Origin of the sequence: Arthrobacter antibioticus, from assembly GCF_030063205.1 — a bacterium.
Classification (GTDB): domain Bacteria; phylum Actinomycetota; class Actinomycetes; order Actinomycetales; family Micrococcaceae; genus Specibacter.
In genome coordinates this window covers 222,309-237,141 of the sequence record NZ_JASISQ010000001.1, presented here as the reverse complement: position 1 = coordinate 237,141, position 14,833 = coordinate 222,309, and the positions used below count along the sequence as shown (strand labels likewise).

The 14,833-nt window shown below is 52.8% G+C and carries 16 protein-coding genes and 1 pseudogene; 12 read left to right on the top strand and 5 right to left on the bottom strand.

The window, feature by feature from the left end:
• Positions 1–343: 343 nt before the first annotated feature.
• Positions 344–577, bottom strand: coding sequence for a DUF2283 domain-containing protein (locus QMG40_RS01055; protein ID WP_283527029.1), 234 nt, complete (start codon positions 575–577; stop codon positions 344–346).
• A gap of 363 nt (positions 578–940) precedes the next feature.
• On the opposite strand from QMG40_RS01055, the gene QMG40_RS01050 reads away from it, so the two are divergent.
• A complete protein-coding gene (locus tag QMG40_RS01050) occupies positions 941–1,210 on the top strand; it encodes a GlsB/YeaQ/YmgE family stress response membrane protein (RefSeq protein WP_283527027.1) in 270 nt (89 codons plus the stop codon).
• Between the two features lie 468 nt (positions 1,211–1,678).
• Here the strand turns inward: QMG40_RS01050 and QMG40_RS01045 are convergent, their stop codons facing one another.
• Positions 1,679–1,996: a hypothetical protein gene (locus QMG40_RS01045; protein WP_283527025.1), complete on the bottom strand. Its 318-nt coding sequence runs from the start codon at positions 1,994–1,996 to the stop codon at positions 1,679–1,681.
• 135 nt (positions 1,997–2,131) lie between these two features.
• A complete protein-coding gene (locus QMG40_RS01040; RefSeq protein WP_283527023.1) occupies positions 2,132–2,593 on the bottom strand; it encodes a hypothetical protein in 462 nt (153 codons plus the stop codon).
• A gap of 181 nt (positions 2,594–2,774) precedes the next feature.
• Between QMG40_RS01040 and QMG40_RS01035 the strand changes: the two genes are divergently transcribed.
• From QMG40_RS01035 to QMG40_RS01025, 3 genes are all read left to right on the top strand, one after another.
• Complete coding sequence (locus QMG40_RS01035; protein ID WP_283527021.1) at positions 2,775–5,000, top strand: catalase; 2,226 nt, start codon at positions 2,775–2,777, stop codon at positions 4,998–5,000.
• A 198-nt stretch (positions 5,001–5,198) separates the two neighbouring features.
• A complete protein-coding gene (locus QMG40_RS17290; RefSeq protein ID WP_349361580.1) occupies positions 5,199–5,750 on the top strand; it encodes a DUF3253 domain-containing protein in 552 nt (183 codons plus the stop codon).
• Positions 5,751–5,873: 123 nt separating this feature from the next.
• Positions 5,874–6,089, top strand: a complete 216-nt coding sequence (locus tag QMG40_RS01025) for a hypothetical protein (protein ID WP_283527019.1) — start codon at positions 5,874–5,876, stop codon at positions 6,087–6,089.
• A 293-nt stretch (positions 6,090–6,382) separates the two neighbouring features.
• Here QMG40_RS01025 and QMG40_RS01020 read toward each other — a convergent pair whose 3' ends face one another.
• Both QMG40_RS01020 and QMG40_RS01015 read right to left on the bottom strand, forming a co-directional pair.
• Complete coding sequence (locus tag QMG40_RS01020) at positions 6,383–7,525, bottom strand: NAD(P)/FAD-dependent oxidoreductase (protein WP_349361579.1); 1,143 nt, start codon at positions 7,523–7,525, stop codon at positions 6,383–6,385.
• Between the two features lie 270 nt (positions 7,526–7,795).
• On the bottom strand, positions 7,796–8,359 hold the full coding sequence (locus QMG40_RS01015) for a helicase associated domain-containing protein (RefSeq protein WP_283527017.1): 564 nt from the start codon (positions 8,357–8,359) through the stop codon (positions 7,796–7,798).
• Positions 8,360–8,632: 273 nt separating this feature from the next.
• Here QMG40_RS01015 and QMG40_RS01010 point away from each other — a divergent pair, with 273 nt between their 5' ends.
• The 8 genes and pseudogenes from QMG40_RS01010 (at position 8,633) to QMG40_RS00975 (ending at position 14,675) form a co-directional block, all read left to right on the top strand.
• The gene (locus tag QMG40_RS01010) at positions 8,633–9,067 is read left to right on the top strand and encodes a LexA family protein (protein WP_283527015.1); all 435 of its coding nucleotides are present in this window, start codon (positions 8,633–8,635) and stop codon (positions 9,065–9,067) included.
• An 18-nt stretch (positions 9,068–9,085) separates the two neighbouring features.
• Complete coding sequence (locus QMG40_RS01005; protein ID WP_283528556.1) at positions 9,086–10,357, top strand: Y-family DNA polymerase; 1,272 nt, start codon at positions 9,086–9,088, stop codon at positions 10,355–10,357.
• Between the two features lie 1,430 nt (positions 10,358–11,787).
• Positions 11,788–12,024, top strand: a complete 237-nt coding sequence (locus QMG40_RS01000) for a hypothetical protein (protein ID WP_283527013.1) — start codon at positions 11,788–11,790, stop codon at positions 12,022–12,024.
• Positions 12,025–12,391: 367 nt separating this feature from the next.
• Positions 12,392–12,610, top strand: a complete 219-nt coding sequence (locus QMG40_RS00995; RefSeq protein ID WP_283527011.1) for a hypothetical protein — start codon at positions 12,392–12,394, stop codon at positions 12,608–12,610.
• A gap of 244 nt (positions 12,611–12,854) precedes the next feature.
• Positions 12,855–13,113 (top strand): annotated as a pseudogene (locus QMG40_RS00990) (glutaredoxin domain-containing protein).
• Positions 13,114–13,401: 288 nt separating this feature from the next.
• Complete coding sequence (locus QMG40_RS00985) at positions 13,402–13,782, top strand: hypothetical protein (RefSeq protein ID WP_283527008.1); 381 nt, start codon at positions 13,402–13,404, stop codon at positions 13,780–13,782.
• A 375-nt stretch (positions 13,783–14,157) separates the two neighbouring features.
• Entirely contained in the window at positions 14,158–14,298 is a 141-nt protein-coding gene (locus QMG40_RS00980; protein WP_283527006.1) for an antitoxin VbhA family protein, read from the top strand.
• The gene (locus QMG40_RS00975; protein WP_283527004.1) at positions 14,295–14,675 is read left to right on the top strand and encodes a Fic family protein; all 381 of its coding nucleotides are present in this window, start codon (positions 14,295–14,297) and stop codon (positions 14,673–14,675) included. Before QMG40_RS00980 ends, QMG40_RS00975 begins: the two co-directional genes overlap by 4 nt.
• Positions 14,676–14,833 lie beyond the last annotated feature (158 nt).

Sequence of the window (14,833 nt, the reverse complement as noted above, 5' to 3'; positions counted from 1 at the left end):
CCTCCCCACTACCACCTCCCGCGCGCCTTCGCTCAATTACCTAACCATAATCCCCCCCCGGGACACACCAAAACGCCGACCCCCACCGACATACCCTTGGCACACCCCAAAAACAAACCCAAAAAAATGTAAACTAAACATCTGACCCCCAAAAGTACGATTCCCCACCCCCGTCCATCAGAGAGTTGGGCGCCGTATCCAATTGGATACGGCGCCCAACTCTCTGTGTGGTCCAGTTCAGAAGCATAAGAAGCCTGGCTAGGTGGTCCCCAAGGAAACTGCGATTCCGCACCAAAGTGGTCCCCAATCAGATTGACATTCTCATGACCTAAAGGGCTTCGGATTAGATCCCACCCAGTTTCGTAACGCTAGTAAGAACTTCTGGAGCGAGTACCGAGGATGCGAATAGTATTTCAAAGCCCAGTAGATGTCCGGCGTCATCAAAGTCGAGGATGATCTCCCCGTTTCCACCAGGAGTTTGAATCGAGTGGAGTTGCTGTGTTGCCTGGCCTGCGGCTATGGGCCCACCGATCCTGATATACGCTGCGTCTGACTCAGAGTCGTAAGTGATGTGCATTGGTATCCCTTGGCTACGGTAATAATGTTCCTGATTTTGTTATCCACGATAACGCGGGCCCGGCACGCGCATTTGCCCCGGGGTAAAGACTGAGGTTCCCTTTTGACCGGCAGACTGGACACCTTTCAGATCAACTTGACAGGTGATCAATCTGGTAACACCGAGCTGGGTAAGGAAAGTCAGTTTTTTTGGGCACACTTTACAGGGGGAACTTTTTATAATTATTCGCCATTACCTTGGGAGAAACGTTGGGCAGGGGGGCTTAGCCGGGGTATGATTTCTGCTGCTGAACAGCGGGGGATGAATAAGTTTCCTTCTATGTTGAGTACTTTTATCATATTCGCGCTCTTTTAAGGAGTCACCATGGGTTTCATCGGATGGATTGTATTGGGTTTGATCGTAGGCGCCATCGTTAAGGCTGTTATGCCTGGTCGCGTCGGTGGTGGCTGGGTCACAAGCCTTGTTTTAGGAGTAGTCGGAGCCATCGTCGGGGGATGGATCGGCGACCTTCTCTTCAACAAGGGAGAAATGACCTTCTGGAACTTGGGCTCATGGCTTCTGGCCATTGTGGGCGGCCTAGTCGTGGCCGGAATTTACGGTGCCATTACGGGTCGAAACAAAAGCAACGCTTAACACCCCTGACAGGAACGTATAAGGGTGCTGTGCTGGCGCGGTTTTGGCATCGCCGCTGCGACCTGTTGGTCTCCCAGTATCACCTGAACTGTTTCCTACAGAGGAAGCAAATAAACAATGGCCTGGGCTTCTGCATAATGCAGCGCCCAGGCTATTGTCGTTGAGATAAGACCATCGTTGAGATAAGACCATCATTGAGATACAGCGGATCGCCTCAATGGCACCGAAGATTGATAACTTCTTGCTTCCTTGCGATTCGGAGCTTGGGATTCTTGAAAAAATAGGGCCAGCAAGCTAAGGAGCTGTGCTTAAGAAGGGCACCGGATCGTTCTCGTGATGACGATGTATGTTATCCCCAGGCACTAGTCATTTTGCTCTTGACTATCTATTCAAGTTTCGACGAACATCCGGATTTTTCGACTTCGATGATGCTTATGCGAATTATAGCGTCAGAGCTGGCGCGTGTGGTTAGCCGGCGCTAAACGACTCGTCGCTGTTTTCTTGGCCATGCTCTGAACCCTGACCTTCTCGGTTTGTTCCAGAGCCATCAGGGAGGGTGTCCGCATTATTTTTGTCTTCTCGTGCAGCGCTTTCGCTATCCGGTTTTTCGCTAGTTGATGCTTTGTCGTCTTTTCCTTCGAGCTTTTCATCGTTGGTTGATGCTTGCTCTTGGGTTTCCATGGTGACAGCGTCAACACCTGGCGGCATTTCTTGCTCCGGAGTTGGTGTGCCGTAGCCGCCTTCGGATGGTTCTGGTTGCTGGGTAGGGTGTTCGCTGGTGTTCACTGGTGGTCTCCTTCGTGGGTATCAGGGGGTATAACAGTTCAATTTACAGAGGATATACCCAACAGTGGAGTGTCTTACCGCAAATACAGTTCTTATTTGGTGTTCCTCGCTGATGTCAGTGTTGGATGTTTTGTCTTATTGAGTACGTCGTTCGGTGGGGCTGGCCTCGTGGTGGGGTAGGCCGTGTGTACGCCGGTCCTCTTTCATTTCTGCCTCAAAGAGGTGGCGTTTCCCTTCGGCTAGTTCATGCCTGGCCATCGACTCTGCTGCTTTAAACGCGGAGTAATACCCGTCGTCGTAATCCTCTACTATCTGGAACGTCCACCGCCCATTGATGACGTTCCTACCAACTATCTTTTGCTCAAGCTGTTCGGCCAGTGACTCAGCACCGGATTCTCGCAGAAGTTCAACAGCTTCACCGAGCGCTAAATCTGCTTTACCTGTTAAACGGTGAAATCCATAGAGATATCCTCGGGCGTGCTCCACCACCTCCAAAGCTTCCGAGAGTTTTCCCAGCGCTTTGACGGTTGCATCACTAACCCCCGCGCCTCGTTGGTGGCCAGCATTGGGCCCGTCGTCACTCTTGAAAGTTGTCATGATGAGTAGCATAAGTCTTCTTATTCCAGAGGTCAGCCCCTAACCTTTCGAAAATCTCAATCGTGTGGTTGCTCCTCAAATTCCTAAGGCGTTGTCAGCGGGAAGGCCATAGTCCTAAACTAATGGCGTTAGCCTGAGATGATCCCTAGACTCAGGCGCTTCAATCTGAGGAGAACGCATCGTGTCAGCTGAAGAAGCCATCGTTATCCCCGGTGTTCCTTCCTGTGAGCCTCCCAGCCTTGAAGAAACTACATCCCCTCACGAGCCGTTACCAGCTAAGTCTGATCAACAGGGACCGGAAGCGGTATCGCCTACGGGCAGCCCCACGGGCGCTCCAAGTAATGCGCGGGCGCAGTCCGGACAATATTTGACGACAGCCCAGGGCCTTCGATTGACGGACACAGATCAGTCTCTAAAGGCTGGGCCGCGCGGACCTGTTCTCTTACAGGACCATCACCTGCGGGAGAAGATCACCCACTTTGATCACGAACGAATTCCAGAGCGTGTTATTCATGCAAGGGGTGCGGGCGCCCACGGCCTGTTCCGCTCTTACGGAACAGCATCAAAAATCACCAAAGCCGGTTTTCTGGCACCTGATGTGGAAACACCCGTCTTTGTGAGATTTTCTACCGTGCTGGGATCTCGAGGATCAGCGGACGCAGTTCGTGACACGCGGGGCTTCTCAACCAAGTTCTACACCGATGAGGGAACCTACGACTTGGTGGGCAACAACATCCCGGTATTTTTCATTCAAGACGGCATCAAATTTCCTGACGTCGTCCATGCAGCCAAACCACATCCGGACCGTGAGATACCTCAGGCACAAAGTGCGCATGACACGTTCTGGGATTTCGTTTCCCTCCACACGGAAGCACAAGCCCACACCATCTGGAATATGTCTGATCGGGGCATTCCCCGTTCGTACCGAACTATGGAAGGCTTCGGTGTGCACACGTTCCGCCTCGTTGATCAAAACGGTAAAACCACGCTGGTGAAGTTTCACTGGAAACCCAAACAAGGTGTGCATTCACTGGTATGGGAAGAAGCCCAACTGATCAATGGAATGGACCCCGATTTTCACCGCCGAGATCTAGCTGATGCCATTGAATCCGGTGCGTACCCGCAATGGGAACTCGGAATTCAAACCTTCCCCGACAACGATGAGCAAACATTTGAAGGTATCGATCTACTCGATCCTACTAAATTTGTGCCGGAAGAACTTGCTGCGGTGCAGCCGGTTGGGCTCATGACCCTGAACGCGAATCCGACTAATTACTTCGCTGAAACCGAGCAGGTCGCCTTCCATCCAGGTCATCTAGTTCCAGGAATCGACCTCACCAACGACCCCCTACTCCAAGTCCGTCTCTTCTCCTACCTAGACACGCAAATATCTCGTTTGGGTGGACCGAACTTTGCCCAACTGCCCATCAATCGCCCTCACGCCCCGGTAAATGACATGCTGCGCGATGGGATGCATCAAACAGCAGTTCAAGCTGGCGTAGCGCCCTACCATCCGAATTCTTTGGATGGGGGCTGTCCATTCTTAGCTGGCGAAGATGTAGGAGCCTTTGTCGACGTCCCTGAAGAAGTCGCTGCCAGCATTAAAGAACGACGAAATCCGGCTTCATTTGGTGACCACTTCAGCCAAGCACGTCTGTTCTTCCGCAGCCTGACAGCGATCGAGCAAGATCACACGATTGAGGCATACACCTTCGAACTGGGCAAATGCTACGAGGCAACCATCCGTGAACGGCAGCTACTGGCACTAGCTAACATCGACGCAGGTCTCTGCGCGGCGGTCGCCACCGGACTTGGAATGGCCATCCCAGACGCAACCGTTCAGACACATGCTTTAGAACTAAGCCCAGCAGTGTCCCAGCTCGGAGGTAGCTGGCCCATTGCCGGACGCATTGTCGGGATCATCACCGATGCTAGTAGCGACCTGTCCCAAATCTCCGCTGCCCGAGCGGCCCTCAACGCTGTAGGAGTGGTGCCACTGTTTATTGCCCCTCACGGCGGCTTCCTGAGCGATAATGAAGGTCAAATGATTGCGGTGCAACGGACCTATCTCACCGCCCGGTCCATAGAGTTCGATGCTGTCATCCTGGCGCACGCAGGAACTCCCGCAACGGGTAAAGAGCCTTCGAAGGATGCGAAAGCCAGCCCCAACGCCTCCGTCTTGGATCCGCGGATCACTCTTCTGTTATCCGAAGCCTACCGACACTCAAAAGCAATTGGTGCGTGGGGTCCTGGGGTGCTGGGGCTCAAAACAGCAGGTATCTCTCAAAGCTCCGCGGGAATCACTGTGGGAGATAACGCCTCAACAGTTATCATCGCAATCACCAGCATGCTAGCGACCCATAGGGCGTGGGAACGCTTCCCGGCAACAGGAGTAAACAGCGAATAGGCCGTGTCTTTTTTGTCTTCCCATAGCCAATCCGGTGTTGTATCGCTGCTCTAAAGAGTTGAGCTGGCACCTCGCTAGGGGATGGTCATTGGCAAGACCGATCGTCGAGGATCTAGAGCTTTGGGCGGTCAAAGTCTTGAAAACACTTATTCTATTGTCGGTGGTGGATAGGGGTTTCATCTTCACGTCCGCGACCGCATGACAATATTTTCTACCTATGCGACACCCATCAAGGAAGGTTCAATTGTGTCGACCAAAAAAACAGTAGAACCTAGTGCAGACGGGCACTACCTCGTCATAGATGGTCGGAGGTGGAGAGCGACTGATCCTTCGATTCCTGACACGCTTCGCCAAGAACTCGTTGATGAACTGATGTCTGCTCGGAGAGCTGTCAAAAACCGGGAAAGTGATGCTCGATCGCGAGTGAACGATGCGAAGGTTGCGCTGGGAGAACGTGGCCAACCATGGTGGGACGAGCATGAACCACAAGCGTTCACTCAGAGGATCATGGCAACTATCAGAGCACTTTTGCGGAAACGTGCCGGTTCTTCTATCTGTCCCAGCGAGGTCGCCCGGGTTGTCGGTGGTGAAGGGGAATCATGGCGTCGGTACATGAATGATATCCGCCAGGTTGCGGCAGAAATGGCTTCTCAAGGTGAACTTATTGCTACCCAGAAAGGTGCAATCGTGGAACCCAATAAAGCGCGAGGACCCATTCGACTGCTATTGCCACCCAAACCTATCCAGTGACTGGATACAGGTTCCTCCTCCCTTCTACCTCGTAGAAACAATAATAAAATTTCTGGAAGTAGATAGGGTGCCGTGAGAGACTATATTTCGTTAGCTAGTTCTCATCTTCGGAGGTTATTTACCATGGTCGAAAAGTTGCACGAAGCAGGTATCAAAAGTGAATACGCATACGCTGGAGGCTTTGCATCCATCGTCATCTCCCTCATCTCTTGGGTTGTTAGCCGTGGCAAGAAAGGGGACTCCAAAGCTCAATCTGATCGTTGGGGGATTTTCATAGGTCACTGGGCCCCGACGTTTTTCGCTCTAGGTATTGCATTGCGGTTGGAAGAGAAGAAGTAGCTCTCTACCGGCACTGTGGAGTTTGCAAACGGGTTGCAACGCCTAACTAGCAGTCCGTTTGCAAGCGTGAACTTATCGACATACATGGGATCTGATGGGGCATCACCCGTAGGGCTTTCTCTTCTGCACTTGTTGGCTCAGGCGCGGCCTTTGAGGATTAGGTGCCAGTAAACCCACGGGAAAATATGGCGCTCTAGGATCCATGTGGCGCGGTGTTCTTTCATACTTCCGCGCCACGGGAGGGTTGGTTGAGGAACACGCTGGTCATCGAATTCAGCGAAAACCACTGTAGATCAAGAAACGGTGAAAGGTGTGGCGGAGTAGTGGTCGTATTTTTGTTGTGGTTCTTTGCCTTTTTTGACCACTTTGAGGTTTTTGGCGAGCACCAGACATTGCTTCCGCAGTGAGGCTCCAGATTTGTAGTTTTTCGTACCGGCGACATCCCCGAGTGACCAGATGTTGGTGTACCAGGAGTGCTGTAGCGTTTCAGGATTCACATCGATAAACCCTCCCGGGTCGCCAAGACGTGTTAATCCGCTGGGGAGCAACCAGTCTGGCGCGACTTGTGGCGGTACCGCGTGCAGCAGATCGTAATGAAGTACTTGGTCCTGAGTGGTTCCGGCCCCAGCCGGATCGGATGGATTTTTTACTGGGGAGATGGTTACCGTTTGAGCGTCACCCTCTACGCTGGTAACTTCGCTGTTGCAGTAGAGCTGTACCCCGTATTCGTTGATTTTACGGTTCAGTTCTTGATCCACGACGTCTACTCCGTAGACGGTAGGTGAGTGAACCACCATGACGACTCTAATGTCGTCGAGAACTCCCTGTTCTCGCCAGTAGTCACAAGCGAGATACATGATTTTCTGGCTCGCACCATCGCATTTAACCGCCCCAGACGGCATGGTGAACACTGCGGTTCCACTCCGTAGTTCGCGGATGAGTTCCCACGTTTTCGAGGCCAGTTTATACACGTAATTGCTGGAGACAGACGGTGTGTTCATTGCATCTTTAAGTCCTGGTACAGCATCCCAGTTCAATCGCATACCGGGGCAGATGACTAGGTGGCGGTAAGTAACAACCGTCCCTGTTACCAGTTGGACCGTTTGGTTATCCGGGTTGATGGTGACTGCTGCGTCGTGAATCCACCGTACTCCGGTAGGCATTACCTCAGCTTGCGGTTTCATGGCCTCCGCAGGCTGCGCTGTGCCCCCTCCGATGTGCGAGAACAACGGCTGGTAAAGGTGTTTATTGTTGGGTTCCACGATCGCGAGGTTATGAAAGCCACAACGTTTCAGACGCGATGCTAGTGAGATGCCCGCATTTCCCCCTCCGATGACGAGAACATCAAAGTGGTCCCTTGCGGCATCACTTCGGGCGCCTATGGGGGCAATCGTGGGATCTACATCAAGTGTGCTCGACCAAAGACCCGAAACCATTCCTATTTCCTTTTGCAGTTAGATACTGAATTTATGTAGAGCCTACGCGAGCATCCACTGGAGCAAAAGCATGGCTAGGTCCGCCTTTAGATGACATGTAACGAGGGATTGACTAGGTCCTCATTTCTTGTCGTGGAAGATGCCCGCAGTTATTCCAGTCATGGTCGGATCTAGTAATGTATGGGGGCTAAACGCTGAGAACTATTTTCACTGATGAGGCTATTTCTCCCGTTCAAAGTCGAAATTTTTGCGATTATCAATTTTATGGCTTTATGTGTGGCTGCGCCAATGGGGAATGGCCGTATTTAGGGTGTTGAGGCGAGATTTCTCAAGTGTTTTCTCAGTCCTTTTTTGGCGCTGGATGTGGAGCCAGACACCCAGTGTGTGTTCTTCTTCTGTTGCGTAGGCCCGATATCTGGGTAGCTGCCCAGTGGCACTGATGTGCTCCTTGATCTGGTTGAACCGGGATTGCCAGTGCTGCTCAAGTTCCAGTGGTCGAATGGGAACGTCCCAGTTCGGTAGGCTCCCCATGAGTACTATTTTTGGGGCTGATAGCTCGCCGCGGTGGTAGGCGCGTTGTTGTTCACTGACCCAGGTGTGGAGGGATTTTTCGGTCTGGTTTCCGTCGTAGTGGGGGAGCCAGTCAGAGCCTCGCAGAGCGAGCGCTGTCTCATGTTGGGCGCGCAGTCCAAGCTGGTGTTTCTCGCGGGTCTGGAGGTGAAGGTGGACGGTGTTGCGTTTCTTCTGGCATCGATCGGATATTTCACGCACCGTCAGCCCGGCGGCGTACATCATGTCCCATTCAGGGTGTCTGGACACTTCCCAACCTGCCATGAGCGAAACACTAGCCCACCATCGCTGCTAAGAGCCAGACTTTCGTTTCCTTGTGGATAACTTCAGCGAGTTGTGGCCCTACATCGTTGCCCTGAGCATGATGCACACAGTGGTGCAGTTGTCCGGCTTTCTGGTACTTGCCGCTTCGGGAGCGTCTGGATGCCGCTGCAATTGTCGGGGTTGTTACGGTCCCCTTCGCTGGTGATCGGGGTTGTTGTCAGTGGTGGGTTCTACACTCGGTTGTAGAATATTATTCCTAGTAGTTGGTGTGTTATGGCTTATGTATCGAATGTTTGTCTTGTGGATTTGGCGGTACCTATCGTCCATCCACTGGTTTCTTCTGTGTTGGTCGCGGCGGGTTATCCTTCCCCGGCCCAGGACTATTTTGATGGCCGCATTAATTTGAATGACCACCTAATCAAGGACGTCACGAGTACCTACATCATTCGGGTCTCTGGTCATTCCATGGAAGGCGCCGGGATTAGCGACGGTGACGAGCTCATCGTCAACCGGGCGCTGCGCCCTAAAGACGGTTCTATCGTCGTAGCGGTCCTTGATGGAGAGTTAACCGTTAAACGCCTGCGCATCACAGCAGCCGGTGTTCTTTTGCAAGCAGAGAACCCGGACTATCCGGACATTGTGGTCGCTGAGCTGAGTTCCTTAGAAATTTGGGGCGTCGCTTCCGTAGCTCTTCATCATTTGTTGTAGGTGCTTGTTGTGGAACGGATGCAGGCTATCGCTCATGTAGACGTCAATAGCTTCTATGCCAGTGCTGAACGGGCGTTTGATCCTTCTTTGGAGGGCAAACCGGTGATCGTGTTATCCAATAATGATGGGTGCGCGGTCACTCGTAGCGCTGAGGCCAAGGCGTTAGGGATCGCCATGGGAGAGCCGTGGTTCAAACTCGCTCCCCGAGCGAAAGAATGGGGTTTGATCGCTAAATCAAGTAACTATGAACTCTACGGAGACGTCAGTGCCCGGGTCATGGAGCTGTTAGGACGATTCAGCCATGAAATTGAGATCTACAGCATTGACGAAGCGTTCTGCACCGTGAAAGGAACTCCAGAAGAACTCAGAGCACTGGGGAAGGCAATGAAAGATGCTGTGCGTCGAAACTGCGGTGTACCGGTCTGTGTTGGTATTGCTTCCTCAAAAACGTTAGCCAAATTGAGTAATAAATACGCCAAGAACAATCCAGACTTCCACGGGGTGTGCCACTGGGACTCCGTACCCCTGGCACAGCGCGAACACCTCATGGCAGGGCTTTCAGTGATTGAAATCTGGGGAGTTGCCACCCGGCTCACTCAACGCCTGAACGCTCTAGGTATCCGCTCAATCCTTGATTTGAGAAACGCGAACCCGGTGATGATCCGGGATCGGTTCTCTATCGTGATGATGCGCACCGTCCTAGAGTTACAAGGCACCCCTTGCATCCCTATGGAAGAGGAACGATTGGGCCGTGACCAACTGATCTTCTCTCGATCCTTTTCGACCCCAATCACCACCCAAGCCGGAATGCGTCAAGTATTGAGTTTGTACGCGCAACGGGCCAGCGCCCGCCTAGCCAAACACCACCTCCAGGCCAAAGTCATGACAGCATTCGCGGCGACGTCCTATTACAACCCAGGAGATACTTCCTACCCTTCGGTGTGCGTTCCCTTACCGATGCCGACCGCGGATCCTGTCCTATTGGGACGGGCAGCATTCGCCCTGATCCCCAGAATCGTAGACGGCGTCAAATATGTGCGCGCCGGGATCCTCCTCACTGATCTACGGCCCACCGGGAATCAGCCACCCTTAGAACTCTTTGAGAACCCGCACGAAGAACACCACATCGGGGAACTCCTGGAAAACGTCACCAAAAAATATGGCCGTGGCAGTATCGGCCTGGGCGCCGGCGGGGTCAAGGGTGGCCCGGACTGGTCCATGAAACGCGACATGCTCTCACCGAGATACACCACTCACTGGGATGAACTACCCATAGCGAAAGCGTCATAACGGGCAACTTTTTACGTGGCACGGGCCTGATCGGCCAGGCCATCGGGCCATATCATCGTGTGCATACCAAAACCAAGGATCATATCTAAGCAGTGAGGGCTACTTTTGGTATAGCTTTTGGCACAGGCAGGTTACGCAGAGTCCCGGCAGATGACTTTTAGCGGAGTATCAAACGGGGGAGTGTCCCAGTTCTAAGGAAGTGGAACGGTCTCTGTGGACCGGAGTTTTCTTAGATGGCGAGGATCGGGTCATGGGGTGGCCTATTGTGCAATTGCGTTCTATGACTTCCAAGACCTCCAGCCCGTCCGCGAGGGGAAGGAAGTTGGACACTCTTTTCAGAGCGCATTTTCATCTGTGAGAACCGAGGCATGGAGCGGTCTATCGTGTAATTCCGTACCGGTTCCATTGGGACTGGTGGAGGAGCAGTTGAGGGGCGACTACTAGGTAGGGATTGCAACTCCCGCATTGTTTCGTTGCTCTCACCTATGATACCTAGAGCGCTCGGCACAACTATGGGGGATTCCATGACTGCTTCACTCGACCCTACGACGGCTGCAGTCCAGGCCGCCCAGCAGCAGCGACGGATGGCAGCTGAGGCTTCCCAAGGACGCTATCGGGATCTTTTGTAATCAGAAAGCTCTTATATGGAGGCGCATGAACAATATCTACGGGAAAGAAAAAGCTATTGATGCTGCCGTCGAGCAGCAGGTAGAGCCATGGAGGCACCATTTTTTGCTTCAAATCCCGGGCTACCCCTTCGGCCGTTTCTGATGCCTGGATTCCAATCGTTCTCTGTGCAGCAGCAACAGGCCACTCAACAGATCAACGAAAATTCGAATCGTGCTGCCCAACCCACCATTCCAGCAGCGAGTCGTGTTCTAAGTAATACTCAGTGGGCTTGGATAGTAGGAGGCGCTCCCATCCTCCTCGTAATCTCTGTGATCTTTGTAGCAAACGTGTTTGGAGGTGCTAACAGAAGCAGCAAAACACCTGTAGCGAAAACTGCCATCTCTCTCACCATTTGTGAAAAGACTATGCTCACGGCATCGCGAGAACCTGACTCCACATTGGCGGAACCATTGATTATGAAAACAACGCAATTGTGCGGTTCCAAGGAGGAGGGGATAGCAGCCGTGCAGAAATTTCCTGGGGCTATGGGAATGAGGGATTACACCAACGCTCAGGCAGTTCAGTCTTGGGAGATTGTTTCCTATAACGCTCCAGCAGCTCCAGCATGTTAGGAAAGAAATAAATTTTCAGGCCTGTCAGGAAACTCAAACATACAGCGTAGCTCCACTGCCTACTTGGGAGAGAGCTTAGAGCCGAGTATAGATAACTAGCGGCGTAGGTGGGCACCCCTGCCCATTCCTGCCTGACGCTGCGTCCGGTAGCTTCAGTTATACCCAGCAAGCCAAACAACGGAGCAGACAATGAAACATAAAATCATCGCAGCACTCGTGGGACTAAGCATCGCTGGATCAGCGCTCGTTGGAGGAGCAGTGCCGGCCCAAGCAGCCACTTTGCGCGTTTACCACTACAACGTCTTGTCACAGTGTCAGCAAGCAGCTAGCTACTATGCCCAGCGCGGAACAATCGTTCAATGGTGCACCGCCCATTCATATAGCAACGGTGTCCCAAAGCAGTGGCGCCTGATGTTTAACATGTGAACCTATGTCGCTAAGAAACCCGAATCGGCTTTGCGCTGGGTCGGGTTTCTTAGTCGTGGGTTCAGGCTCGGCTGCTAGTCATCGTCGCTTCCGCTGGAACTGATAACTTTCTCATGGGTCGGTCCTGAGCGCTGCCGGGGTACCTCTGGTGATGAGGGCAGCTAATGTGCCGGGGTGAGTGTTCAAGCGCAGAGGGATTTACGCCGGGGCACTGAGCGCCCCGCCCCATATCTACCAACCGCAGCGCACGCCAGAATAATCCGGAAAACTTATTCCATATATTGCCTAGATTCCCTATATATACATGTCTAGATAATAAAGACTAAAGACATGAGGAAGCAGGGAATCTACCGGAAGGAAGCGCGATATGGGAACGATTATTAAGACCGCTGACACCCAGGAAACCATCTCAGAGAAGAACCTCCCCAGCTCTGATGGATGGAGCGGTTATGACTATATGGAACGCGCCAATGCGCAGGGCTGGACCGCCTTAGCTTTATGGGGCAAGGACGGTTATGACTTTGGACAGTGGCCCTATGTGATCGGCTTTGTTCGCGTCGTACGCGATGGAGCCCGCCGCCTCTAGGGCTTCGGTATCTATGTTGAGGGAGATCTCACCGCGAATTAAGACCGCAGCTGGGCTGCTTGCAATGAGGCCATTGGCCGTGTTGCTTTTTGGTACTGGAACGCCGGACAGTCTGACGGTTCAAAGGATCTAGCGCCAAGCTTGGAGAGCATAAAAGCCGAATACAAAGTCCCCTGCGACTGCTAACCACCTGGTGGTCCCGCCGCACGGCGGGACCACCAGCTCCAGGGCAAGGAGAAGCGAAATGAGCGCCACCGTTACCATGTATAGCAAGCCCACTTGCGTTCAGTGCAACGCCACCTACAGGGCCCTGGACAGTACAGGGATTAGCTACGTCATCGTAAACCTCACGCAAAGTCCCCGAAGCACTGGAATGCATCACAGAAGACCGTGGGCACTCACAAGCGCCAGTAGTAATAGTCAATGATGACGATCCAGACCATTGGTCAGGATTCTGGCCAGATAAGATAGAAAAACTCGCAAATAGTTCTAATTATGTTTGAACTGTATATTCAAATCCTGTTAGAATCGTCGTGTGAAAGCGCAGAAAAAGTGGGACGTGTTGAAAATACTCAAAGCCAACGGCTGGTACCTTGTGCGCTATACCGAGGGCACGAAATATGGGAGGGGCCCAACGGTCAAAGAGAGCTAATTCCTCGACATAACGAAATCAGTGCATGCGTTCTTACCAAGCTGGCAAAGAAACTAGATACCTTCCCGAGTAACTGTAAGTAAACAACGAAGCGGGAGGCCTCTAAGGGGGGCGTCCCGCGAACGAAAGGAACACTGAGATGACTACGGTCAGGACATTGGAAGTCACCGCCTACAAAGAAGGTAAATGGTGGATGGTCAGCATCCCGGAAATCGATGGCTTGACGCAGTGTAAGACCATCGAGAAAATCCAGGAGCAGGCCGCAGATCTGGCCGCCGTCATTCTGGACATGCCCGCCGATCAGGTAGCCGTCAACGTCGCCTACACGTTGCCCGAGGACGCGAAAGCAGCCAGCGAGTCCTGGCACCAGGCACAGGGCCAACTCACGGCGGCTAAAGCCGATGTTGATGCCCGCTTGGCTGATCTTGCCCGAACCTTGAAGGGGCAGGGCTACACGCTCAAGGACATTGGCGCGTTGACCGGCTACACGTTCCAGCGCATCGCGCAGATCCTCAAGTAGGGGAGCGGCGGCACATGACAGAACGCGACCGTATCCTGGTTGAGCGTGACGAGCTGCGCAAAACGAACCGTCTGCCGAAGGGATGATTGCGTTGGGGATGGAGAAGTAAATCCTCTTTGCCGGTTCGATGAGAATTGCGAAAGCATAGTGAACAGGGAGCTACAGGCGGACGCTTCTGACGATGCACCAGGGGCGCAGGAAAAGCCCGGAAATCCGGAGGTAAAGCTTCACCGAAAGCCCTGCTCAATTGCCAAAATGATCTGTAACGATTTCTTTAAAGTTGATAGAAGTGAACTAGGAACACCCACACGGAGAGGCTCCATCATGATGAAGTAGAAACTAACGCCTGCCCAGGTTGTTGAACGACAGTCCGCGTTGGCTGATATTCGCCATTCAACGGAGATGGAAGGAGGACGTTCTTCTGATCAGGCCCGCGCGGTACAGGACCGCTGGGCCCGTGGCGAAATCGACGCTGACGAGATGGTGGAGTTGACGAAGGAACTCCGTCAGCTGTGAGCAGCTCACAATCCTGGGAGGTGGGGGACGAGCAAGAACCCTGGAACGGTTACCTGGATCCGAATACCGGGATTCTTCGCAACCTGGTTGACGCGAGCACGTGGGAGGAACTTCGGGTCATTGAAGCTGACATGGTGGAAGCCCAGGCGGTCCAACTGAGTGAAAGGACGATTGAGGGAACTTACGATCTTGTCCATGTCCAGTCAATTCATCAGCACCTGTTCCAGGATGTTTATCCGTGGGCAGGAGACATTCGCACAGTGAACATCATCAAAGGACAGCCGTTCGCCCAGACGGAGAACATCGAGCCATTCACCCAACACTTGGCCGCAGAGATAAGCCGCGCCAATCGTCTGCATGGAACTTCCAGCTATTAGTTCGCCGGCTACGATAGCCAGCTCAACGACATTCATCACGGGATTCACGGCTGATTAAAAATGTGACAGTAAAGGGTCTGTGGGATGGGCCAGATTTAGAAAGTAAGGCTCTTCGCAAAGTTAGCTTTACATAATGTAGATTATCGGCACAATATCTG

Bases quoted from the DNA above. Each gene is read 5' to 3' on its own strand.
- QMG40_RS00985 (WP_283527008.1), top strand. From the start codon at position 13,402: ATGACTACGGTCAGGACATTGGAAGTCACCGCCTACAAAGAAGGTAAA.
- QMG40_RS01015 (WP_283527017.1), bottom strand. From the start codon at position 8,359: ATGGCAGGTTGGGAAGTGTCCAGACACCCTGAATGGGACATGATGTAC.
- QMG40_RS01055 (WP_283527029.1), bottom strand. From the start codon at position 577: ATGCACATCACTTACGACTCTGAGTCAGACGCAGCGTATATCAGGATC.
- QMG40_RS01000 (WP_283527013.1), top strand. From the start codon at position 11,788: ATGAAACATAAAATCATCGCAGCACTCGTGGGACTAAGCATCGCTGGA.
- QMG40_RS01020 (WP_349361579.1), bottom strand. From the start codon at position 7,525: ATGGTTTCGGGTCTTTGGTCGAGCACACTTGATGTAGATCCCACGATT.
- QMG40_RS01040 (WP_283527023.1), bottom strand. From the start codon at position 2,593: ATGACAACTTTCAAGAGTGACGACGGGCCCAATGCTGGCCACCAACGA.
- QMG40_RS00995 (WP_283527011.1), top strand. From the start codon at position 12,392: ATGGGAACGATTATTAAGACCGCTGACACCCAGGAAACCATCTCAGAG.
- QMG40_RS01050 (WP_283527027.1), top strand. From the start codon at position 941: ATGGGTTTCATCGGATGGATTGTATTGGGTTTGATCGTAGGCGCCATC.
- QMG40_RS01025 (WP_283527019.1), top strand. From the start codon at position 5,874: ATGGTCGAAAAGTTGCACGAAGCAGGTATCAAAAGTGAATACGCATAC.
- QMG40_RS01010 (WP_283527015.1), top strand. From the start codon at position 8,633: ATGGCTTATGTATCGAATGTTTGTCTTGTGGATTTGGCGGTACCTATC.
- QMG40_RS01005 (WP_283528556.1), top strand. From the start codon at position 9,086: ATGCAGGCTATCGCTCATGTAGACGTCAATAGCTTCTATGCCAGTGCT.
- QMG40_RS17290 (WP_349361580.1), top strand. From the start codon at position 5,199: ATGACAATATTTTCTACCTATGCGACACCCATCAAGGAAGGTTCAATT.